14 protein-coding genes are annotated in these 22,688 nt (G+C 61.9%); 5 read left to right on the forward strand and 9 right to left on the reverse strand.

Annotated elements, in window-relative coordinates; genetic code table 11:
- Position 1 precedes the first annotated feature (1 nt).
- Entirely contained in the window at positions 2–1,153 is a 1,152-nt protein-coding gene (locus ABTV29_RS16805; protein ID WP_433765598.1) for an acyl-CoA dehydrogenase family protein, read from the forward strand.
- A 124-nt stretch (positions 1,154–1,277) separates the two neighbouring features.
- Here ABTV29_RS16805 and ABTV29_RS16810 read toward each other — a convergent pair whose 3' ends face one another.
- The 4 genes from ABTV29_RS16810 to ABTV29_RS16825 all read right to left on the reverse strand — a co-directional run bounded on the left by ABTV29_RS16810 (position 1,278) and on the right by ABTV29_RS16825 (position 10,070).
- The gene (locus ABTV29_RS16810; RefSeq protein ID WP_433765599.1) at positions 1,278–2,153 is read right to left on the reverse strand and encodes an NAD(P)-dependent oxidoreductase; all 876 of its coding nucleotides are present in this window, start codon (positions 2,151–2,153) and stop codon (positions 1,278–1,280) included.
- A 178-nt stretch (positions 2,154–2,331) separates the two neighbouring features.
- Positions 2,332–4,566, reverse strand: a complete 2,235-nt coding sequence (gene glgB / locus ABTV29_RS16815) for a 1,4-alpha-glucan branching protein GlgB (RefSeq protein ID WP_433765601.1) — start codon at positions 4,564–4,566, stop codon at positions 2,332–2,334.
- 2 nt (positions 4,567–4,568) lie between these two features.
- Positions 4,569–7,925, reverse strand: a complete 3,357-nt coding sequence (treS, locus tag ABTV29_RS16820) for a maltose alpha-D-glucosyltransferase (protein WP_433765602.1) — start codon at positions 7,923–7,925, stop codon at positions 4,569–4,571.
- 150 nt (positions 7,926–8,075) lie between these two features.
- Positions 8,076–10,070, reverse strand: a complete 1,995-nt coding sequence (locus ABTV29_RS16825; protein WP_433765603.1) for an alpha-1,4-glucan--maltose-1-phosphate maltosyltransferase — start codon at positions 10,068–10,070, stop codon at positions 8,076–8,078.
- Positions 10,071–10,275: 205 nt separating this feature from the next.
- Between ABTV29_RS16825 and ABTV29_RS16830 the strand changes: the two genes are divergently transcribed.
- On the forward strand, positions 10,276–10,440 hold the full coding sequence (locus ABTV29_RS16830; RefSeq protein ID WP_433765604.1) for a hypothetical protein: 165 nt from the start codon (positions 10,276–10,278) through the stop codon (positions 10,438–10,440).
- Between the two features lie 123 nt (positions 10,441–10,563).
- Here ABTV29_RS16830 and ABTV29_RS16835 read toward each other — a convergent pair whose 3' ends face one another.
- Positions 10,564–11,067: an MgtC/SapB family protein gene (locus ABTV29_RS16835; RefSeq protein ID WP_433765605.1), complete on the reverse strand. Its 504-nt coding sequence runs from the start codon at positions 11,065–11,067 to the stop codon at positions 10,564–10,566.
- Between the two features lie 119 nt (positions 11,068–11,186).
- Here ABTV29_RS16835 and ABTV29_RS16840 point away from each other — a divergent pair, with 119 nt between their 5' ends.
- From ABTV29_RS16840 to mapR, 3 genes are all read left to right on the forward strand, one after another.
- Positions 11,187–11,420 (forward strand): DUF3203 family protein, encoded by a 234-nt coding sequence (locus ABTV29_RS16840; protein WP_433765606.1) that lies wholly within the window; start codon positions 11,187–11,189, stop codon positions 11,418–11,420.
- Between the two features lie 195 nt (positions 11,421–11,615).
- Positions 11,616–13,046 carry a cytochrome c oxidase accessory protein CcoG gene (ccoG, locus tag ABTV29_RS16845; protein ID WP_433765608.1) on the forward strand — a complete coding sequence of 477 codons (1,431 nt, stop codon included), beginning with the start codon at positions 11,616–11,618 and terminating at the stop codon, positions 13,044–13,046.
- A gap of 166 nt (positions 13,047–13,212) precedes the next feature.
- Positions 13,213–14,622: a GntR family transcriptional regulator MpaR gene (mapR, locus tag ABTV29_RS16850; protein ID WP_433765610.1), complete on the forward strand. Its 1,410-nt coding sequence runs from the start codon at positions 13,213–13,215 to the stop codon at positions 14,620–14,622.
- Positions 14,623–14,745: 123 nt separating this feature from the next.
- Here the strand turns inward: mapR and ABTV29_RS16855 are convergent, their stop codons facing one another.
- The 4 genes from ABTV29_RS16855 to ABTV29_RS16870 all read right to left on the reverse strand — a co-directional run bounded on the left by ABTV29_RS16855 (position 14,746) and on the right by ABTV29_RS16870 (position 22,676).
- On the reverse strand, positions 14,746–15,492 hold the full coding sequence (locus tag ABTV29_RS16855; RefSeq protein ID WP_433765612.1) for an SDR family oxidoreductase: 747 nt from the start codon (positions 15,490–15,492) through the stop codon (positions 14,746–14,748).
- A 219-nt stretch (positions 15,493–15,711) separates the two neighbouring features.
- Positions 15,712–17,790, reverse strand: a complete 2,079-nt coding sequence (locus tag ABTV29_RS16860; RefSeq protein WP_433765614.1) for a bifunctional diguanylate cyclase/phosphodiesterase — start codon at positions 17,788–17,790, stop codon at positions 15,712–15,714.
- 294 nt (positions 17,791–18,084) lie between these two features.
- On the reverse strand, positions 18,085–19,572 hold the full coding sequence (locus tag ABTV29_RS16865) for an efflux transporter outer membrane subunit (protein ID WP_433765615.1): 1,488 nt from the start codon (positions 19,570–19,572) through the stop codon (positions 18,085–18,087).
- Complete coding sequence (locus ABTV29_RS16870) at positions 19,569–22,676, reverse strand: efflux RND transporter permease subunit (RefSeq protein WP_433765617.1); 3,108 nt, start codon at positions 22,674–22,676, stop codon at positions 19,569–19,571. The genes ABTV29_RS16865 and ABTV29_RS16870 overlap by 4 nt, the downstream gene beginning before the upstream one ends.
- Between the last annotated feature and the right edge of the window lie 12 nt (positions 22,677–22,688).

The raw sequence follows: 22,688 nt of genomic DNA on the forward strand, positions 1-22,688 counted from the left end.
CATGCACGATATCGAACTGAGCGAAGAACAAATCATGATCCGCGACATGGCCCGGGATTTTGCCCGCGGCGAGATCGCGCCCCACGCCCAGGCCTGGGAAAAAGCCGGCTGGATCGACGACGCCCTGGTGGCGAAGATGGGTGAGCTGGGCTTGTTGGGCATGGTGGTCCCCGAGGAATGGGGCGGCACCTATGTCGATTACGTCGCCTATGCCTTGGCGGTGGAAGAGATTTCCGCCGGCGACGGTGCCACCGGCGCGTTCATGAGCATCCACAACTCCGTGGGCTGTGGGCCGGTTCTCAACTACGGCAGCGAAGAACAGAAGCAGACCTGGCTGGCGGACCTGGCCAGCGGCCAGACCATCGGCTGCTTCTGCCTGACCGAGCCCCAGGCCGGTTCCGAAGCACACAACCTGCGCACCCGCGCCGAACTGCGCGACGGCCAGTGGGTGATCAACGGCGCCAAGCAATTCGTCAGCAATGGCAAACGGGCGAAACTGGCCATCGTGTTCGCCGTGACCGACCCGGACCTGGGCAAGCGCGGCATCTCGGCGTTCCTGGTACCCACCGACACCCCCGGCTTCATCGTCGACCGCACCGAACACAAGATGGGCATCCGCGCCTCGGACACCTGCGCCGTCACCCTGAACAACTGCACCATTGCCGAAGGCAACCTGCTGGGTGAGCGCGGCAAAGGCCTGGCCATCGCCCTGTCCAACCTTGAAGGCGGCCGTATCGGCATCGCCGCCCAGGCGCTGGGCATTGCCCGTGCGGCATTCGAAGCGGCACTGGCCTACTCCCGCGATCGCGTGCAGTTCGCCAAGCCGATCATCGAACACCAGAGCATCGCCAACCTGCTGGCGGACATGCACATGCAGATCAACGCCGCACGGCTGATGATCCTCCACGCCGCCCGCCTGCGCAGCGCCGGCAAGCCCTGCTTGTCGGAAGCGTCCCAGGCCAAGCTGTTTGCCTCGGAAATGGCGGAAAAGGTCTGCTCGTCGGCCATCCAGATTCATGGCGGCTATGGGTATCTGGAAGATTATCCGGTCGAGAAGTACTACCGGGATGCGCGGATCACACAGATCTATGAAGGGTCGAGCGAGATTCAGCGGATGGTGATTGCCCGCGAACTGAAAAACTATTTGGTGTGAACCTCTAAAAAATCGCGAGCAGGCTCGCTCCCACAATGAATCTCGTGAACTCCAGAGATCCACTGTGGGAGCGAGCCTGCTCGCGATGGCGTATTCAAGAGCGCTACATCACCTCCTGAAATACTCAATTCTGCCCCGACCGCTTCACCGCTCTCACCCCCAGCGCCGCCAGATCACTCTCACCCTCCCCCAACGCCACCGCATCCAGCAGGTTATCGCGCAGCACGCTGGCAAACGGCAGCGGCACGTGGTTCGGTTCGCCAGCCTTCAACGCCAGTCCCACGTCCTTCAAACCCAGGCGCAAGGTGAACCCCGCACCTTCGGTTTCACGCCGGGCGATCTTCGGCCCGTAGACCTTGTAGGCCGGCGCCGCGAAAAGGGTGCTGGTGATGAAGTCGACAAAGTCGTGGTTGGCCACGCCATAGCTTTGCGTCAGCGCCATCGCTTCGCCCGTGGCCTCAATGGCGCTGACCAGCATCATGTTGGTAGCGATTTTCAGGATGCTGGCATTGACCGGGTCGTCGCCCATCGGCCAGGTTTTCTGCCCCAGCACGTCGAGCAGCGGCTGCACCCTGGCAATGGCCGCTTGCGGGCCGGCCACGGCGATGTTGAGCATGCCGGATTCGGCCAGGTCATTGCGTCCGAACACGGGCGCGGCGATCAACGCCACCCCGGCACTGGCGTGCAGTTCGGCCATTTCACGGACGAACGCCACTGACAGGGTCGCCATGCTCAGGTGAATCAATCCCGGTTTGCTCGACGCCAGGGCCCCGCTGTCGATGAGGATGCTGCGGGTCACGGCGTCATCGGCGAGCATGCTGATCACCACCTCGGCATCGAAAGCCTCACCCGGATGGCTCGCTGCGACGGCTCCCTGCTTGACCAGTGCCTCGACCGCGCCCGGGCTGCGGTTCCACACCCGCACCTGATGCCCGGCCTTGAGGAGGTTGGCGGCCATGCCTTTGCCCATGGAACCTAGCCCGATAAACCCTATGCGCATAACGATCCCCCGCGGATTTCAACAATTTAAAAATGCTTCGCGGACAAGTCCGATCAACATCTCCTTCGTCTGATCCATCGCAATCGCGAGCAGGCTCGCTCCCACAGTGGATCTCCAGTGTTCTTGAGATTCATTGTGGGAGCGAGCCTGCTCGCGATGAAAACCACGCGGTGTCGGATCAGCCCTCCGGACTCAACATCAGCACCGCCAGCGGCGGCAGGTTCAGTACCAGCGACAAGGACTGGCCGTGACTGGGCGATGCTTCGGCATCCGCGCCGCCGCTGTTGCCATAGTTGGAGCCGGCGTAGGTCGCCGAATCGCTGTTGAACAGCTCTTTCCAGCGCCCGGCGAACGGTACCCCGACGCGATAAGCCTCGCGGGGTACCGGGGTGAAGTTGGCCACCACCAGCACCGGCTTGCCGTCCTTGCTCCAGCGCAACCAGGCGTAGACGCTGTTGATCGCATCGTCGCCGATCATCCACTGGAAGCCTTGTGGCACATCGTCCTGTTCATGCAGCGCCGGTATGTCGCGGTACAGTCGGTTGAGGTCGCCGACCAGCTTCTGCACGCCCTTGTGTTCCGAGTACTGCAACAAGTACCAGTCCAGTTGCTGATCGTGGTTCCACTCGCGCCACTGGCCGAACTCGCAACCCATGAACAACAGCTTCTTGCCCGGATGGGTCCACATGAAACTCAGGTAGGCCCGCAGGTTGGCGAATTTCTGCCAGCGGTCGCCGGGCATCTTGTCGATCAGCGAATGCTTGCCGTGGACCACTTCGTCATGGGAGATCGGCAGGATGAAACGCTCCGACCAGGCGTACACCAGGCCGAAACTCAGCTCGTTGTGATGGTGGGCGCGGTACACCGGATCCTGCTGGATGTAATGCAGCGAATCGTGCATCCAGCCCATGTTCCACTTGTAGGCGAACCCCAGGCCGCCCTGCTGCGTGCCCTGGCTGACGCCCGGCCAGGCGGTGGATTCCTCGGCAATCACCAGGGCGCCCGGCGCTTCCAGCGCCACCACGTCGTTCAGATGACGCAGGAAATCGATGGCTTCCAGGTTCTCCCGGCCGCCGTGGCGATTGGGCACCCATTCGCCGGCCTTGCGCGAGTAATCGCGGTACAACATCGACGCCACCGCATCGACCCGCAGGCCGTCGACGTGGAAATGCTTCAACCAGTGCAGCGCCGAAGCCAGCATGTAGCCGTGGACCTCTGTACGCCCCAGGTTGTAGATCAGCGTGTCCCAGTCCTGGTGAAAGCCTTCCAGCGGGTTGCCATATTCGTACAACGCGGTGCCGTCGAAATTGGCCAGGCCATGGGTATCGGTGGGGAAATGCGCCGGCACCCAATCGAGGATCACGCCGATTTCTGCCTGGTGGCAAGCATTGACGAAGGCGGCGAACTCATCGCCGCTGCCGTAGCGGGCGCTGCTGGCGAACTGCGAGAGCAACTGGTAGCCCCAGGAACCACCGAACGGGTGCTCCATGATCGGCATCAGCTCGATGTGCGTGAAGCCCAGTTCCTTGACATAGGGAATCAGCCGCTCGGCCAGCTCCGGCCAGGTGTACTGGCGCGACACTTCGCCCAGATCATCCAGCTCGCATTGCCAGGATCCAGCGTGCAATTCGTAAATCGACAGCGGCGCGGTGGGACGTTGACGCTCGCCACGGGACTGCATCCAGTCCTGATCCTGCCAGTCGATTTTCAGCGGTGACGCCACTTTCGAGGCCGTGTCCGGCGGCAGGCTGGTGGCCAGTGCCATGGGGTCGGCCTTCAGCGGCAAGATGCCTTCCTTGCCGAGGATTTCGTATTTATAGGCCTCACCCGCTTGCAGGCGCGGGATGAACACTTCCCAGACGCCGGTCGGGTAACGCACGCGCATGGGGTGGCGGCGTCCGTCCCAGTTGTTGAAGTCGCCGACCACCGATACACGGCGGGCATTGGGCGCCCACACGGCGAAGCGCACCCCATCGACGCCATCGACGGTTGTCAGCTGCGCGCCCAGGGCACTGCTCAGATCCCGGTGATTGCCTTCGGCGAACAGGTACAGATCCATTTCACCGAGCAACGGGCCGAAGCTGTACGTATCTTCCGTGACCTGCTCGCCACCGGCCCAGCGGGTGCGCAGAAGATAGGGCTGCGCCCGCTCGAAGTGGCCGACGAACAGTCCCGGCGTCTGCGTGCTCTCAAGATCGCCCAGCACCTCCCCGGAGTCCCTGGCCAGCACCTGAACGCTCAACGCGTCCGGCAGATAGGCCCGAATGTATTGCCCACCGGCACCGTCGCCGTGGGGGCCGAGAATGGCAAAGGGGTCGTGATGCTCGGCGCGCACCAGCGCATCGATATCCCGCGCCCTGGGCAGCATCGCTTCATTGTGATGATGACCCTGTTCCTTGTTCGAGAAACTCATGACTACTCTCCACCAAGATCGGAAAAGGGTTTAAGCCCACTCAATAATCCATATAAACCGTGCAATGGCACGGGCAGCCAGGTGGGGCGATTTTCTGCCTCATAGGCCACTTCGTACGCCGCCTTCTCCAGACCGAACAACGCCAGAGCGGCGTCCTCGCCCTCTGGATCTTGCCACGCATGGCCAAGCGTAGCTGCCGCCAGCCGATAAGCGTCGACAAATGCCTGTTTTGCTTCCCTTAAATATCGCTCGGCCACCCGTTGCCGAGCCGTCTGTGCTTCAACGCTGTTGTCGACGTTATGCACGTTGATGGTCATCGCCGCCGCGTAATCGAAGGATCGCAGCATGCCGCTGACGTCCTTGTACGGGCTGTGCTTGCCCCGGCGTTCGTGCAATGGCCGTGCCGGTTCGCCTTCGAAGTCGATCAGGTAGGCATCGCCCTTGATCACCAGTACCTGGCCCAGGTGCAGATCGCCGTGCACGCGAATGCGCAGGCCGCCGGCCGTCTGTTTGCCAAGTGCCTGTACGTGGCCGAGGATGGCCTTCCTGTTGTCCAGTAAATGGCTGACCAGGGTTTTGTCCGTCGGGTCCAGTTGGTTTTGATGCTGCTTGAGCAGGCTCAACGCATGCTCGACTTGCGCCGCCACATCCCTGGCCGAGGCCAGCGCATCCTTTTGCGTGGTGACCTGCGGATCAAAATCCGGGTTGTTGCTCGGTGCCGCCAGCACCTGGTGCATTTCACCCAGGCGCTGGCCCAGCATGCCGGCAAAATCTTTCAGTTCGCCGAGCGCGTTGTAATGCTGTTCCTGCTCGGACATGGCGTCCGCCAATTCATCGCGCAGCGCCCGTTCGAGGTTGTTCTGCGTCCACTCCCAGGCATCGCCCTGATTGCTCAGGTAACCCTGGGCGATCATCAGCAGGTTGTCTTCGCCCTTGGCATCCCGGCGCACCACGGAACCCAGCAGCGGCGAAATATGGTGGAAACCGGCGTTGGTGAGGTACGCGCTCATCTCCAGTTCCGGATGAACACCGGCCGCCACCTTGCGGATCAGCTTGAGTACCAGGCTGTTGCCGATCACCACCGAGCTGTTGGACTGCTCGGCCGACAAATAACGCACCTCCGACTCGGCGGTAAGGCCCAGCTTCGCCAGCTCGGCGGTGGGTTCGAAACGGATCTCGCCGCCGTCCGACGCGAGCACCCTGCCGTCCTGGATGCCCTGCAACACAAAGCGCACGTAACTTTCCAGGCTGAAGGCGTCGGTGATCAAACCGACCTGCGGCCCACGGCGCACCCGCGACAGCGCCAGTTGCTGCGGCAAGGCAGCGCCGACCTGATCTTCGGCAATGAAGCCGAATGGCAGCTGATAGCGACTGGTCTGGCCGGCACTGGTCACTTCGATTTCGCTGAGCAACACCGGATGCTGCGCATCGCCGAAGCGCACGCCGTAGGCCAGGTTGACCTGTTCGATGGCCGCGTCCTTGCCGGCGAACCAGCGACGGTTCTGCAGCCAGCTGGGCAGGATGTCCCGTTCCAGGGTGGTGCGTGCGGGGGCTTCGAGCAGTTCTTCCATGCGTTTTTTCAGCACCAGGGTGGTGAAGTCCGGCAAGCTCTGCGCCGGTTCCACGTGCCAGCTCGGCATCTGGTTCTCCGCCGCCAGGCCGAACCAGTAGAAGCCGTAAGGCGCCAGGGTCAGGAGAAAACTGAGCTGGCCGATGGGCGGGAACGCATTACCGCCGAGCATCTCCACCGGCACCATGCCGACGTATGCCGACAGGTCCAGTTCCACCGCCTGCGCGCTGCGCGAGACGTTGGCCACACACAGAATGATTTCGTGCTTGCCATCGGCGCTGGTGAATTCACGGGTATAGGCCAGCACCCGGCGGTTGGTCGGTGAAAGCATTTTCAGGGTGCCGCGACCGAACGCCTTGGACTGCTTGCGCACCGCCAGCATGCGTCGGGTCCAGTTGAGCAGCGAATGCGGGTCGCCGGCCTGGGTCTCGACGTTGACCGACAGGTAGCCGTATTGCGGGTCCATGATCGGCGGCAGCACCAGGCTGGCCGGGTCGGCGCGGGAGAAGCCGCCGTTGCGGTCGATCGACCATTGCATGGGGGTGCGCACGCCATCGCGGTCGCCCAGATAAATGTTGTCGCCCATGCCGATTTCATCGCCGTAATACAGGGTCGGCGTGCCGGGCATCGACAGCAGCAGGCTGTTGAGCAACTCGACCCGACGCCGGTCGCGCTCCATCAACGGCGCCAGGCGCCGGCGAATGCCGAGGTTGATCCGCGCTCGACGGTCGGCCGCGTAGTAATTCCACAGGTAGTCGCGTTCCTTGTCGGTGACCATTTCCAGGGTCAACTCATCGTGGTTGCGCAGGAAGATCGCCCACTGGCAATTGGCCGGGATCTCCGGGGTCTGGCGCAAAATGTCGGTGATCGGGAAGCGGTCCTCCTGAGCCAGCGCCATGTACATGCGCGGCATCAGCGGGAAGTGGAAGGCCATGTGGCATTCGTCGCCGTTCAGGCCTTTCTTGTCCGTGTCGCCGCTCTCTGTTTTACCAAAATACAACTGCGTATCCTCGGGCCACTGATTGGCCTCGGCCAGCAGCATCCGGTCCGGATAGTTGGCGTCGATTTCGGCACGGATCTGCTTGAGGACGTCGTGGGTCTCCGGCAGGTTTTCGTTGTTGGTGCCGTCTCGCTCGATCAGGTAGGGAATCGCGTCCAGGCGCAGGCCGTCGATGCCCATGTCGAGCCAGTAGCGCATCACCGACAGCACGGCCTTCATGACCTGCGGGTTGTCGAAATTCAGATCCGGCTGGTGGGAATAGAAACGGTGCCAGAAGTACTGGCCGGCCACCGGGTCCCAGGTCCAGTTGGACTTCTCGGTATCGAGAAAGATGATCCGGGTGCCGTCGTACTTTTGATCGTCATCGGACCACACATAGAAATCCCGCGCCGCCGAACCTTTCTTCGCCTTGCGCGCGCGCTGGAACCAGGGGTGCTGGTCGGAGGTGTGGTTGATCACCAGCTCGGTGATCACCCGCAAGCCGCGCTTGTGCGCCTCGGCGATGAAGCGCCTGGCGTCGGCCATGGTCCCGTAGTCGCTGTGCACGCCGCGATATTCGGCTATATCGTAGCCATCGTCGCGGCGTGGCGAGGGATAGAACGGCAGAAGCCAGATGGTGTTGACGCCCAGATCGGCGATGTAGTCGAGTTTGGCGATCAGGCCGGGAAAGTCGCCGATACCGTCGTTGTTGGAGTCGAAATAGGATTTGACGTGGACTTGATAGATCACCGCGTCCTTGTACCAGAGCGGGTCCTTGATGAACGTGGCTGCCTTGGGTTTCTTCGCCATGTGAAACTCCTGTCGAATACGATAGGCCGCTGAGCCGATCCCCCCCTGTAGGAGCGAGCCTGCTCGCGATAAAGGAGTGTCAGTCACCGTTGATGCTGACTGTCCTGCCGCCATCGCGAGCAGGCTCGCTCCTACAGGGGAGATCTGCGATCAGGCGGTAATCCGCCAAATCCCGAACGGCTGATACGCCGGGTCGATGCGCATGAACTGGTACTTGCCGTGCCAGGTCCAGCGATGACCGTTCATCAGGTCTTCGCCCTGGGTATTGGCATCATCGGGCAGGCCCATTTCCCACAGCGGCAATTCGAAGTTCGCCTCCTGCGGGTGATGCGGGTCGAGGCTGATCGCCACCAGAATGAAATTGCTGCCGTCGGCGCTGCACTTGCCGAAGTACAGAATGTTGTCGTTCCAGGCGTTGTAGATTTTCAGGCCCAGGTGCGTGTGCAGCGCCGGGTTTTGCCGGCGGATCCGGTTGAGCTGGGCGATTTCGGCAATGATGTTGCCCGGCGCCGTGAAATCCCGTGGGCGGATCTCGTATTTCTCCGAATCGAGATATTCCTCCTTGCCCGGCAATGGGGCCGACTCGCAGAGTTCGAAGCCCGAATACATGCCCCACAGGCCCGAACCCATGGCCGCCAACGCCGCCCGAATGAGAAAACCCGGACGCCCGGAATCATGCAGAAATCGCGGATTGATGTCCGGCGTATTGACGAAGAAATTCGGTCGATAGCACTCACGCAGCGGCGATTCGTTCAGCTCGGTGAAATAGGTCGCCAGTTCCTGCTTGGTGTTGCGCCAGGTGAAGTAGGTGTAGCTCTGGGAGTAACCGACCTTGCCCAGGCGCGCCATCATCGCCGGCGTGGTGAACGCCTCGGCGAGGAAGATCACATCCGGATACAGCGCCCGCACATCGGCGATCAGCCATTGCCAGAACGGAAGCGGCTTGGTGTGCGGGTTGTCGACGCGAAATAGCTTCACGCCCTCCAGCACCCAGCCCACGACGATATCGCGCAACTCGACCCACAGGCTGGGTATCGCCTCGGCCGCATAAAAGTCGACGTTGACGATGTCCTGGTATTTCTTCGGCGGATTTTCCGCGTATTTGATCGTGCCGTCCGGCCGCCAGTTGAACCAGCCCGGATGCTGCTGCAGCCAGGGGTGGTCCTGGGAGCACTGGATGGCAAAGTCGAGGGCGATTTCCAGACCATGGTCCCTGGCCGCCGCGACCAGTCGCCGAAAATCCTCGCGGCTGCCCAGTTGCGGGTGAATGGCTTCGTGCCCGCCTTCCGGGCTGCCGATGGCATAGGGGCTGCCCGGATCATCGGGGCCTGCGGTCAGGGAATTGTTCGGGCCCTTGCGAAAGCTGCGGCCAATGGGATGGATCGGCGGGAAGTACAGAACGTCGAAACCCATGTCCTGAATCATCGCCAGCCGCGAATGCACGTCGTTGAAGGTGCCGTGCCGCGCCGGGTCGTCGGTGATCGAACGGGGAAACAACTCATACCAGCTGGCGAACTGCGCCAACTGGCGTTCGACATCCACCGGGTACTCGGGGCTGAGGCTCAAAAAGGCGCGGTGATCGGCCTGGGCCATCAATTCGGCGCTACGTTGGTGCAGGAACAGCGCAACCTGCTCGGCTTCCAGCAACCCGACCAACTCATGGTGCAACGCCGCGAGATCCTCGCTCAGTTGCCCTTCCGTCCGTTCGGCGGCCTGTTGGACATGCAGGCGGCCTTCCTGCAATTCGAGGCTGACGGGAACGGCGGCACTGTGTTTTTTCTGCAGTTCGTAGCAAAAACTGGCGAACTGATCGATCCAGGCTTCGATACAGAACAGATGGCGACCCTGCTCGCGCACGCGAAAGCGGCCCAGCCAGCCGTTGTTGCCCTGGTCCGCCATGACCTCGCTGTGCCAGACCTCCTCGCCTTCCGCCCGCCAGCGTATGCGCACCGCCAGCTGGTCGTGGCCATCGGCAAATACCTTGGCCGAGACCACCACCTCCTCGCCCTCCACCGCCTTCACCGCGAACTGCCCGCCCTCCAGGGTCGGCATGGTGTCTTCGATCACGATACGCGGCAGCAACAAGGCCTGGGACAGCGGAATATGCGGGTTGTAGCTCAGTTCCGTCGGTTTTTCAGCAGTCATCGAGCATCTCTCCTTCACGCCCCGTGGACGCTCTTGTGTCTGGTTTTCATCCACATCGGTCGTCCCTCGCCGAATGAACTCACTTAGGTTCCGAGCGACGGCTGCCGGCAAAAGTTCATCGGTAATTGGCTTGAATCAAATCCTGCACCCGGTGGTCAATCCACTTAAGCACGACTCACGCCATGTGCCACTGGAGGCTTGAACAATGAACAATCCTTTTCCAGCCGAAACCCCGGATCCGAACATCGACAACCCGGTGATCCCGCCGACAGACCCGCAACCGGAACCGGAGCAGGACCCGCCTGGCACCAACCCGCCGCCGAGGGAAGAACCGCCGACGACCATGCCGCCGGTGATTGTCTCGCCCTGACACCGTACCCAACTGTATGAAGAATCAATGTAGGAGCGAGCAAGCTCGCGATGGACGTCCAGGCAACGCGGTCATTCAGACAGGACGCGTTATCGTTGACGCCCATCGCGGGCAGGCTCGCTCCTACAGGTGATCGTGATCCTTTTCGAGCATTTTCACGATACGGGGCATCACGCTGAAGATCGCCAGGGCCAGGAAGGTGCTGAACACCGCTGTCGACTCCCGGCCCAATCCGGCGGAAACACCGATGGCCGCCGTCATCCATAACCCGGCGGCAGTGGTCAGGCCCTTGACGTGGCCTTCGTCGCCATCCTGGTTCTTCAGGATGGTGCCGGCGCCGAGAAACCCGATCCCGGCAATCACCCCTTGCACCACGCGGCTCATGGCATCGGCCTGGGAACCGGACATCTGCGGCACCAGCACGAACAGCGCCGCGCCGAGCGCCACCAGCATATGGGTGCGCACGCCTGCGGCCTTGCCCTTGTGCTCGCGTTCGAAACCGAGAATCCCGCCCAGCACCGCCGCAATCACCAGGCGCACGGTGATGCGCGTCAACTGCGAGGCGTCGCCGATGTCGGCGAACTCCGCCTGCAGGGTCACCCAGACTTCATGCCACCAGGCGTTCATGGGGCTGTCCTTTTGTGGGGTCATGGAGGATGGACCGCGCCGACCATTAATCGGTTGCACAGAACGATGGCCGGTGACGAGGCCCTAACGATTAACCCGCCCCAAAAAAGGATCACGTCATGACCGTGCGAATCGAGAACCAGACCTGCTTCTTTACCATCGAAAACGGCGAGGAAATTCGCCTGGCCCCCGATGTGACCATCGTCACGGACGGCGCCAAGGCCATGTCGGCGGTGGACATCAATGGCCAGCGCATCTACATCACCGAAGCAGAAGCCGACGCATTGACCGTAGCAGGCGCCGTCGACGGTCGCCGGCACCTGAAGGCCACTAACAGTGATTCGGTGATTTGACTGATCTGTATCAATCTTGCCCGCCAGCGCCTGATATAGGCGCTGGCGCCCAGCCGCCGCAGGTGCTTCAACTTGTCGCACGCTGTGCTTGAATTGCCATCTGATACGGTTTTTTAACAGATACCTGAGTCTGTTATGCAAACAGATCGCCGCGCATAGTGCTCATGCCTGATGGAGGCTGATGAGCGAAAGACCATGAGCGAGCTAATCCCCGTCCGAACCGTAGAAAGCACCACGCCAGTCAAGATTCACGAACCTTCACGCCCGAAGATGAAGGTCAAGACCAGCGACAACCTGATCCATACCCGTAGCTTCACCGGCCTGTTCCGCACCCTGCGCATCAGCGGCGCGGGGTTTCTGTTCCTGCTGTTTTTCGGCACGGTCTGGTTGAACTGGGGTGGCCGCCAGGCAGTGCTCTGGGACCTTTCCGAAAGCAAATTCCACATCTTTGGCGCGACGTTCTGGCCACAGGATTTCATCCTGCTCTCGGCGCTGCTGATCATCGCCGCGTTCGGCCTGTTCGCGATCACCGTGTTCGCAGGTCGGGTCTGGTGCGGCTACACCTGCCCGCAGAGTTCATGGACCTGGATCTTCATGTGGTGCGAGAAGATCACCGAAGGCGAACGCAACCAACGGATCAAGCTGCAAGCGGCGCCCTGGGGCCTGAACAAACTGATGCGTCGCTCGGCCAAGCACACCCTGTGGCTGGCGATCAGCCTGCTGACCGGCTTGACCTTCGTCGGCTACTTCACGCCGATCCGGCCCCTGGCCGAAGAACTGCTGACCTTGCAAATGAGCGGCATCAGCCTGTTCTGGGTGCTGTTTTTCACCGGCGCCACCTACATCAATGCTGGCTGGCTACGTGAAGCGGTGTGCATGCACATGTGCCCCTATGCGCGTTTCCAGAGCGTGATGTTCGACAAGGACACCCTGACCATTTCCTACGACGCCGCGCGTGGCGAAAACCGTGGGCCGCGCAAGCGTGAGGTCAAGCCGGCCGAGGTCGGGCTGGGGGATTGCATCGATTGCCAGGTCTGCGTGCAGGTCTGCCCAACCGGCATCGACATCCGCGACGGCTTGCAGATGGAATGCATCGGCTGTGCGGCGTGCATCGACGCCTGTGATTCGATCATGGACAAGATGGGCTATGAGCGCGGGCTGATCAGCTATACCTCCGAACGCCAGTTGCAGGGCGGCAAGACGCATTTGTTGCGACCACGGCTGGTCGGCTACACCGCCGTCTTGCTGGTGATGATCGCCGCGCTGGTGGTGGCGTTGATCGAGCGGCCGATGGTGTCGCTGGACGTCAGCAAGGACCGCGGCCTGTTCCGCGAGAACAGCCAGGGGCAGATCGAAAACATCTACAGCCTCAAGGTCATCAACAAGACCCAGCAACGCCAGGAGTACCGCCTGAGCCTGGTCGACGGCGACGGCTTCCAGCTGCAAGGCAAGACCGACCTGAGCCTGGCGCCCGGGGAGATCGTCGATGTGCCGGTGTCGGTGGCGATGACGACGGAACGGGCGAGCAGCAGTTCGCAGAGCATCGGTTTCAAGGTCGTCGACAGCGATGAGCCGGGCATCTATAGCGTGGCCAAGAGCCGGTTTGTTGCGCCGATGAATCGTTGATCCCTTAGACTGCGGCGCTCTGTGGCGAGGGAGCTTGCTCCCGCTGGGGTGCGAAGCGCCCCAAAAAAATTGCGACTGCTACGCAGCCGAGCGGGAGCAAGCTCCCTCGCCACAAAAAACGCGCTAACCACAACAGCTATCGAAACAATTCCATTGCGGGATGCCGATGAAACGCTACGAAAAATTCGCCGACGACATCGCTGAACTGATCCGCTCCGGCGTCCTCGGCCCCGGCCAGCGCGTGCCATCGGTGCGCTATGCCAGCCAGACCTACGGGGTCAGCCCGTCCACGGTGTTCCAGGCCTATTACCTGCTCGAACGGCGCGGCCTGATCCGCGCCCGGCCGCGCTCCGGCTACTTCGTCAACGCCCACGCGCCACGGCCGTTTTCCGAGCCGGTGATCAGCAGCCAGGTCAACGAGTCCACCGAAGTCGACGTCAGCGAACTGGTGTTCTCGGTGCTCGACTCGATCAAGGACCCGAACACCGTGCCCTTCGGCTCGGCCTTCCCCAGCCCGACGCTGTTTCCCCTGCAACGCCTGTCGCGCTCGCTGGCCAGCGCCAGCCGCGAGATGGACCCGCGCATGGTCGTCACCGACATGTCACCGGGCAACCCGCAGCTGCGGCGGCAAATTGCCCTGCGCTACATGGTTGGCGGGCTGATGCTGCCGATGGAAGAGCTGCTGATCACCAACGGTGCCCTGGAAGCGCTGAACCTGTGCCTGCAAGCCGTGACCCAACCTGGCGACCTGGTGGCCATCGAAGCCCCGGCGTTCTATGCCTGTCTGCAAATTCTCGAGCGACTGAAGCTCAAGGCCGTGGAAATCCCGGTGCACCCGCGCGACGGCATCGACCTTGGCGTGCTGGCGCAAACCCTGGAGCGCCACCCGATCAAGGCCTGCTGGTGCATGACCAGTTTCCAGAACCCCATGGGCTCGACCATGCCCGAAGCGAAGAAACAGGAGCTTGTCGAGCTGCTGCGCCAGCATCAGGTTCCGTTGATCGAGGACGATGTCTACGCCGAGCTGTATTACGGCCAGCAGGCACCGAAGCCGGCCAAGGCGTTTGATACCGAAGGGCTGGTGATGCATTGCGGTTCGTTCGCCAAGAGCCTGGCCCCTGGCTACCGCGTCGGCTGGGTGGCCGCCGGGCGCTATGCGCAGAAAATCGAGCGCCTGAAACTGATGACCTCGCTCTGTGCCTCGATGCCGGCCCAGGCCGCCATCGCCGACTACCTGCAACATGGCGGCTACGACCGGCACCTGCGCAAATTGCGTTACGCCCTGGAAGAGCAGCAAAGCGCGATGCTGGCAGCCATTGCCCGCTATTTCCCGGCAGAAACCCGGGTCAGCCAACCGGCAGGCGGCTACTTCCTGTGGCTGGAGCTTCCCGCGCAGATGGATTCGTTGAAGTTGTTTCAGATGGCGCTGGCCCAGGGCATCAGCATTGCGCCGGGGCCGATTTTTTCGCCGGCCCAGCGCTTTCGCAATTGCATTCGCCTGAACTATGGCAGCCCGTGGAATGAAGCGGCGGAAAAGGCCATGGAGACGTTGGGGCGGATTGTGCGGTCGTTCTGATGATTTGATGTTGTTTGGGCTGGCGCTTTCGCGAGCAGGCTCGCTCCCACAGTTGATCGTGTATTCCCTGTGGGAGCGAGCCTGCTCGCGAAGGCGTCGGCTCAGGCAAGCACCGTCTAAAGCCTAGCGCCCGCCGCCCAGATCAACAAAAGTCCCGGTCGCATAGGACGCCTTATCCGACAGCAACCACACAATCGCCTCGGCCACTTCATCCGGTCGCCCGCCACGGGCCATCGGGATTGCCGACTCCAGTTTGCTGACCCGATCCGGATCGCCGCTCAAGGCATGGAAATCGGTGTAGATGTAACCCGGCCGCACCGCATTGACGCGAATCCCCTCGCCCGCCACTTCCTTGGACAGGCCGATGGTGAAGGTGTCGAGCGCGCCTTTTGAAGCCGCGTAGTCGACGTACTCGTTGGGCGAGCCCAGGCGAGCGGCGACCGACGAGACGTTGACGATGCTGCCCCCCTGCCCGCCGTGCTTGGGTGACATGCGCAGGATCGCATGCTTGGCGCACAGCACCGGTGCCAGCACATTGGTCTTGAGGATTCTGAGAATGCGGAACTCGGACATTTCGTCGACCCGGGACTTGTGCCCCACGGTGCCGGCGTTATTGACCAGAGCCGTGACCCGGCCCAATTCGCTGTCCACCCGGTTGAACAGGGCGATCACTTCGTCTTCGATGCTGACATCGGCGCGCACCGCGATGGCTTGCGCCCCCAGGGCACGGACCTGCTCAAGCACGGCTTGCGCGGCTGCTTCATCGGCATGGTAATTGATGCAGATCCGGTAGCCTTGTTCGGCGGCCAACAGGGCCGTGGCAGCGCCAATACCGCGACTGCCGCCAGTGATGACGATGACTTTATCCATGCAGCTTTCCCCGTTTCAAAGCGTAAGCGGTCGGGGCCAAGAATAACCGGGGTTTTCGGTTTTTGCATGAAACGGGTGGTGTTTGCTCGGACGCCACCCCTGTAGGAGCGAGCATGCTCGCGATGCAGGCTCAGGCAACGCACGCATCCAGATAGCCCGCGTTTTCGTTAACGACCATCGCGAGCATGCTCGCTCCTACAGTGCAGAATGTTGGTGCGGTCAGGCCAGCGCCAACTGCTCGGAGCGGTGAATTTCCACCATGAAACGCTCAGCCGGCAACGGATGCCCGAGCAGATAGCCCTGCAACGAATCACAACCGAGCTGGGTCAGGAAGTCCTGCTGCACGCCGGTTTCCACGCCCTCGGCGACGATTCTCAGGCCCAGCGCCTGACCCAGGGCGACGATGGCCGAAACGATGGCCGCGTCATCACTGTCACGTTCCAGGTCGCGCACGAAGCCACGGTCGATTTTCAGTTCGTTGGCCGGCAGCCGCTTGAGGTACATCAGGCTGGAATAGCCGGTACCAAAGTCATCGATGGACAGGTCCACGCCCATTTCCGACAGTTCCTGCAGCACCGTCATGCTCGCATCGGCGTCGTTCATGGCGGTGGTTTCGGTGATTTCCAGGGTCAGGTTGTTGGCCGGCAAGTGGTGCGTGGCCAATGCCTTGGCAACGCTCTGTACGAGGCCGGTGTGGCAGAACTGCAAGGCCGACAGGTTCACCGCGATGCGCCAGTCGGTGTAGCCCAGCACATACCATTCACGCATCTGCCGGCATGCTTCGTTGAGGACCCAGTCGCCAATCGGGATGATCAGCCCGGTCTTCTCCGCCAGCTCGATGAATTTGTCCGGCAGCATCATGCCCTGGGTCGGGTGTTCCCAGCGGAGCAACGCCTCAGCGCCGACCGGTCGACCGTTGTTGGCATCGAACTTGGGCTGGTAATACAGGCTGAACTGTTCTTCTTCAACGGCGGTGCGCAGGTCTTGCAGCAGCTGCAATTGCTTGCGTGCGTTGCCGTTCATCGAGGCATCGAAGAACCTGTAGCCGTTCTTGCCGGCGTTCTTGGCGTGATACATCGCTGCGTCGGCGTTCATCAGCAGTTCATGGGCGCTCTGGCCGTTGCCCGGATAGAGCGCAATGCCGACGCTGGCGGAAATCTGCAAATCATGTTCGGCGACCCGGAACGATCGCGAGATCAGGGCGACCTGGCGGCCCGCGAGGTTCATCGCGTCATTCTGCTCGCCGAGTTGCACCAGCAACACGAACTCGTCGCCGCCGATGCGCGCCAGGGTGTCCTGGCTGCGCAAATCCTCGCGCAACCGCAGACTGACTTCGCGCAGCAACTGGTCACCCATGTGATGGCCGAAAGCATCGTTGACCGGCTTGAAACCGTCCAGATCGATGAACATCAGCGCAAAGCAGCCGCCCTCGCCGTCCACCCGGGACATCGCCTGGTCGATGCGGTCGGCCAGCAGCACCCGATTCGGCAGGCCGGTCAGCGTGTCGTGCAAGGCCAGTTGGGTCAGTTCGCGGTTGGCCTCGGTCAGCGAATGGGCAAGGCTGGCGGTACGCTCTTCCAGGCGCGCATCGAGGATCGAGGTCAGCAAGGCGATGCTCAGCACCGCCAGCGTGGTGATCAACACCAGGTTGTCCAGGCCGCCATTCAAACCGGACGCCGCCGCCCCGCAAAAGCTGCCGTCGGCAAACTGTGCGGCGGCCATGCCGGTGTAGTGCATGCCGACAATGGCGATGCCCATGATCACCGCCGCCCCGCTGCGGATCAGGCGCACATAAGGGCCTTTGCGACGCAGGCGGAAGGCAATCCACAACGCCGCACCCGAGGCCCCGACCGCAATCAACAGCGAAGTGCCGAACAGTGTCGGGTCGTAATCGATACCCGGCTGCATGCGCATGGCCGCCATGCCGGTGTAATGCATGGCGCTGATCCCCGCGCCCATCGCCACCGCGCCGAACCCCAGTTGCCAGGCCGGCAATTGCGGCTGGCTGACCAGCCACAGGGCGAAACCGCAGGACAGGATGCTGATCAACAGCGACAACAAGGTAATGCCCAGGTCGTAACCCAGGTCGATCGGCAGCTTGAACGCGAGCATGCCGATAAAGTGCATCGACCACACGCCGATGCCCATGGCGCAAGCACCACCCGCCGTCCATAGATGCACGGCCCGGCCCTTGGCGGTGGCAATGCGCCCGGTCAGGTCCAGTGCGGTATATGACGCAAGAATCGCTACACAAAGCGAAATGACGACCAGCGTGGGGGAGTAACTACCGATGAGCATGGAGAAGTCTCGAATTCACCCCCGTACTGCTTCCGTTCTCAGGGGCGCAAATTGAGCGATTGTACTGATTCCGCCATTGAACGCACTGAAAAAGTAATCATTTCGCCATCAGTCCGATGAAACGCTTGTTTGAGGGGCCGGCAACCCGCGAAAGCCCATTCCAGACACTGCGCAAACTCTGTAGGAGCGAGCCTGCTCGCGATGGTCGTTAACGAAAACGCGGACGGTCTGGATGCTTTGCGGTGTCTGGGCCTACATCGCGAGCAAGCTCGCTCCTACAGGGGGGCAGTGCGGTCAGTTGGGTTGTTCGAGCTGCCCATCCCACCCGCCGCCCAGCGCGGCGATCAACTGCACGCTGGCGATCAGGCGGCTCTGCAACAGGTCGAGCGCGGTCCGCTCGTTGTTCAGTGCGGTAGCCTGGACCACCACCACATCCAGATAGGCAATCACCCCGGCCTTGTACTGGTTCTGGGTCAGGCGCAGGGATTCGCGGGCGGCGTCCAGCGCCTGCTGGCGAACCACGGCTTCGTCTTCCAGGACCTTGAGTTGCACCATGAAGTCCTCGACTTCACGGAAGCCGTCGAGCACGGTCTGGCGGTACTTGGCCACGGTTTCATCGTAGGCCGCCTCGCTGCGGTCCACTTCCGCCGAGCGCTGGCCACCATCGAACAGGGTCATCGCCAGTTGCGGCCCCACCGACCAGAAACGGTTGGGCAGACTGAACAGGTTCTTCGAGGTACTGCTGCTGTAACCGCCGTTCATGCTCAGGGTCAGGTCAGGGTAATAAGCGGCCTTGGCCACGCCGATGTTGGCATTGGCGGCGATCACCGAACGTTCGGCCGAGGCAATGTCCGGACGCCGTTCCAGCAACTGGGAAGGCAAGCTCAGCGGCACGTCGGGCAATATCGGGATGTCATCGGTTTCGGCCAGCTTGAATTCGGCCGGCGGCAAGCCGATCAATACGGCGATGGCGTTTTCGAATTGGGCGCGTTGCCAGATCAGGTCGACCATGTCCGCTTCGGTGCTTTTGAGCTGGGTCTGCGCCTGGGCCACCGCATCCTTGCCGGAAACACCGGCGCGGTATTGGTTCTGGGTCATTTTCAGCGAGCGCTGGTAGGCCTCGACGGTGGCCTCCAGCAGGCGCTTCTGCTCATCGATGACCCGCAATTGCAGGTAGTTCTGCACCAGTTCCGATTGCTGGCTCAAGCGCATTGCCGCCAGATCGGCGTAGCTGGCCTGTGCGTTGGCGGTGTCGGCTTCCAGGCCACGGCGCAATTTGCCCCAGATATCCGCTTCCCAGCTGACACCGAGCTGCGCGGTGTAGGTGTTACGGATACCGCTGGAAGAACTGCTCAGGCTGGAACTGCTGCTACCGGTGCCCTGGCTGGAGCGGTTTTTCCCGGCGGTCAGGTCCACTGTCGGGAAAAACGCGCCACGGGCACTCTTCACCAAGGCCTGTGCCTGACGGTACTGGGCTTCGGACTGGGCAACGGTCTGGTTGGAACTGTTGAGTTTTTCAATCAGGCCATTGAGCTGTTGATCGCCATAAAGCTCCCACCAGGCGCCCCGGGCCAGGGAATCGCTCGGATTGGCCTGACGCCAGCCGTTCGCTTCCTTGTACTGCGCAGGTTCCGCGGTTTGCGGGCGCTGATAATCCGGGCCGATGGCGCAGGCACTGAGCATTGCCGCGCACAACGACAGGCTCAGCAACCGCGAGCCTCGGGCCTTGATCAACGATGTGGCCAGCGGTGTGGCGAGGTTGAACAGCGATGTGTCAGTCATAGCGGAGTTTCCAGAGCAGCATCGGTACGCACTCCACGCCATTTGTTGAAGCGATGGCGCAGTTTGTCGAGATAGAGGTAAACCACCGGGGTGGTGTAGAGGGTCAGCACCTGGCTGAAGATCAGCCCGCCGATGATGGTCAGGCCCAGCGGCTGGCGCATTTCCGCACCTTCGGCACGGCTGAGCAGCAAGGGCAAGGCGCCGAGGATCGCCGCCAGGGTGGTCATCAGGATCGGTCGCAGGCGCTGCAGGCAGGCATTGCGGATCGACTCCAGCGGGGCCATGCCCTGCTGGCGTTCAAGTTGCAGGGCAAGGTCGATCATCAAGATGGCGTTTTTCTTCACCACGCCGATCAGCAGGAACAGCCCCAGCAAGGAGATCAGGCTGAACTCGCCGCCCAGGGCATAGATCGACAGCAATGCCCCGACGCCCGCTGACGGTAGGGTCGAGAGAATGGTCAGCGGGTGAATGTAGCTTTCATAGAGCACCCCGAGCACCAGGTACACCGCCACCAGCGCGCCGAGGATCATGAACGGCTGGCTCTTCTGGGTCGCGGCGAAGGCATCGGCGGTGCCGGCCATTTTCGCGATCACGTCTTCCGGCAGGCCGACCGAGGCAATCGCCCGTTCGATGGCGGCGCTGCCCTGCTCTACCGTCACGCCTTCGGCCATGTCGAAGGCAATGCTTTCGGATGCGAACTGCCCTTCATGGCTGACCCGATCGTCTTCCAGGCTGTTTTCGTAATGGGCAATGGTCGACAGCGGAACCCGCGCGCCGTCAGCGGTGATCACCTGCACCTGATTCAGGGTGATAGGGTCCTGGGCGTATTTCTGATTGACCTCCATCACCACCTGATACTGGTTGAGGCTGTCATAGATGGTGGAAATCTGCCGCTGGCTGTAGGCGTTGTTCAGCACCGCCGTGACCATGTCCATGTCGATCCCCAGGCGCTTGGCCTGGTCGCGATCGACAATCAGCGTCACTTGCTGTGCGCCACGGCCTTCCCGGGCGTCAATCGCGGTCAGTTCCGGCAAGGCCTTGAGCGCGGTGACCACCTTCGGATACCACTCGCGCAACGCCCCCAGATCACCACTTTGCAGGATGTAGGAATACTGCGAAGTGGTCTGCTCGCGACCGCCGCCGAATTGCAGGTCCTGGTCGGCCATCAGCATCAGCTGCGCCCCGGGAACCTTGGGCATTTCCTTGCGCAGGCGTTCGATGACCTTTTGCGCGGAAATGTTGCGTTCCTTGATCGGTTTCAGGCGCACCAGCATGAAGGCGTTGTTGGTGCCGTTGGTACCACCGATGAAACCGGCCACGCTCTGCACCGCGTCATCCTTGAGCACGGCACGGCGGAAAGTCTCCATTTTCGGTTGCATGACACTGAACGACAGACCGTCGTCGCCACGCACGAATCCGATCAGCTGCCCTGTATCCTGCTGAGGTAAAAATGTTTTAGGAACAACAACATACAGAGCAATGTTAACCCCAACCGTCAAGAACAGACTGAACAAAGTCAGGCGCCGATGACGCAGCACCCAGTCGAGGCTGGTGGCGTACTTGCCGACCATCCACTCGTTGGCACGCTGGCTCCAGCGCTGCAAGCGGTTTTCCTGACCGGGGGTATGGGGCTTGAGCCAGCGCGCACAGAGCATTGGCGTCAGCGTCAGCGAGACCAGCAGCGAGACCACGATCGCCGCCGCCAGGGTGATGGAGAACTCGCGGAACAGGCTTTCGATGATCCCGCCCATGAACAGAATCGACAGGAACACCGCCACTAGCGAGACGTTCATCGACAGCAAGGTAAAGCCGACTTCCTGGGCGCCGAGGTAGGCGGCCTTCATCGGTTTGACGCCTGCGTCGATATGCCGGGAGATGTTCTCCAGCACCACGATGGCGTCGTCCACCACCAGGCCGGTGGCGAGGATCAGCGCCATCAGCGAAAGGTTGTTCAGGGAGAAGCCGTACAGATACATCACGGCAAAGGTGCCCACCAGCGACACCGGCACCGCCAGGGTCGGGATCAGCGAGGCGCGGAAATTGCCGAGGAACAGGAACACCACCAGTATCACCAGCGCCACGGCAATCAGCAGGGTCATTTCCGCTTCGTGCAACGTGGCCTTGATTACCGGCGAGCGGTCCATGGCCAGGTTCAGTTTGACGCTGGTCGGCAACACCGCCTGCAACGCTGGCAACTGCGCCTTGATCTCGTTGACCGTCTCGATGATGTTGGCGCCGGCCTGGCGGTTGATCACCAGCAGCACCGCCGAGTCATCGTTGAAGAAACCACTGTTGTAGCGGTCTTCGACGCCATCGCTGACCTTGGCCACGTCCTTGAGGCGCAGAGCCGCGCCATCGGCGTAGTGGATGATCAGCGACTCGTAATCCTTGGCCTTTTCCAGCTGATCGTTGGCCTGTACCTGCCACAGCCGTTGGCCGTCCTCCACTGAGCCCTTGGGCCGGCGCACGTTGGCGTTGGCAATGGTGTTGCGCACGTCATCCAGCGCCACGCCATACTGGTTCAGCGCCTGGGGCTCGAGCTCGATACGCACCGCCGGCAAGGAGCTGCCGCCGATCTGCACTTCACCGACGCCCTGCACCTGGGACAGGCTCTGGGACAGGATGGTCGAAGCCAGGTCATACAGCTGGCCCTTTTCCAGCACATCCGAGGTCAGAGACAGGACCATGATCGGCGCCTGGGACGGATTGACCTTCTTGTAGGTCGGCATGCTGCGCATCCCGCTGGGCAGCAGGTTGCGCGAGGCATTGATCGCTGCCTGCACCTCACGCGCGGCGCCGTTGATGTCGCGGTCCAGATCGAATTGCAGGATCACCCGGGTCGAGCCCTGGCTCGAACGGCTGCTCATGGTGTTGACCCCGGCAATGGCGCCGAAGGAGCGTTCCAGCGGCGTGGCCACGGTAGACGCCATGACCTCCGGGCTGGCGCCGGGCAGGCTGGCCTGGACCACGATCACCGGAAAATCCATTTGCGGCAGCGGCGACACGGGCAACAGGCCGAAGCTCACGCCGCCCAGCAGCATGATCGCCAGACTCAGCAGCATGGTCGCGACCGGGCGTTTGATGAAAGGACCGGAAAGATTCATCGACCGTCCCTC

The sequence above is a fragment of the Pseudomonas putida genome (assembly GCF_050989985.1).
GTDB lineage: Bacteria > Pseudomonadota > Gammaproteobacteria > Pseudomonadales > Pseudomonadaceae > Aquipseudomonas > Aquipseudomonas putida_AI.

What these genes read in the sequence shown, in the direction of transcription:
- ccoG (WP_433765608.1), top strand. Translation starts at nt 11,616, where the DNA reads ATGAGCGAGCTAATCCCCGTCCGAACCGTAGAAAGCACCACGCCAGTC.
- ABTV29_RS16860 (WP_433765614.1), bottom strand. Translation starts at nt 17,790, where the DNA reads ATGCTCATCGGTAGTTACTCCCCCACGCTGGTCGTCATTTCGCTTTGT.
- ABTV29_RS16840 (WP_433765606.1), top strand. Translation starts at nt 11,187, where the DNA reads ATGACCGTGCGAATCGAGAACCAGACCTGCTTCTTTACCATCGAAAAC.
- ABTV29_RS16855 (WP_433765612.1), bottom strand. Translation starts at nt 15,492, where the DNA reads ATGGATAAAGTCATCGTCATCACTGGCGGCAGTCGCGGTATTGGCGCT.
- glgB (WP_433765601.1), bottom strand. Translation starts at nt 4,566, where the DNA reads ATGAGTTTCTCGAACAAGGAACAGGGTCATCATCACAATGAAGCGATG.
- ABTV29_RS16870 (WP_433765617.1), bottom strand. Translation starts at nt 22,676, where the DNA reads ATGAATCTTTCCGGTCCTTTCATCAAACGCCCGGTCGCGACCATGCTG.
- mapR (WP_433765610.1), top strand. Translation starts at nt 13,213, where the DNA reads ATGAAACGCTACGAAAAATTCGCCGACGACATCGCTGAACTGATCCGC.
- ABTV29_RS16805 (WP_433765598.1), top strand. Translation starts at nt 2, where the DNA reads ATGCACGATATCGAACTGAGCGAAGAACAAATCATGATCCGCGACATG.
- ABTV29_RS16830 (WP_433765604.1), top strand. Translation starts at nt 10,276, where the DNA reads ATGAACAATCCTTTTCCAGCCGAAACCCCGGATCCGAACATCGACAAC.
- ABTV29_RS16835 (WP_433765605.1), bottom strand. Translation starts at nt 11,067, where the DNA reads ATGAACGCCTGGTGGCATGAAGTCTGGGTGACCCTGCAGGCGGAGTTC.
- ABTV29_RS16825 (WP_433765603.1), bottom strand. Translation starts at nt 10,070, where the DNA reads ATGACTGCTGAAAAACCGACGGAACTGAGCTACAACCCGCATATTCCG.
- treS (WP_433765602.1), bottom strand. Translation starts at nt 7,925, where the DNA reads ATGGCGAAGAAACCCAAGGCAGCCACGTTCATCAAGGACCCGCTCTGG.
- ABTV29_RS16810 (WP_433765599.1), bottom strand. Translation starts at nt 2,153, where the DNA reads ATGCGCATAGGGTTTATCGGGCTAGGTTCCATGGGCAAAGGCATGGCC.
- ABTV29_RS16865 (WP_433765615.1), bottom strand. Translation starts at nt 19,572, where the DNA reads ATGACTGACACATCGCTGTTCAACCTCGCCACACCGCTGGCCACATCG.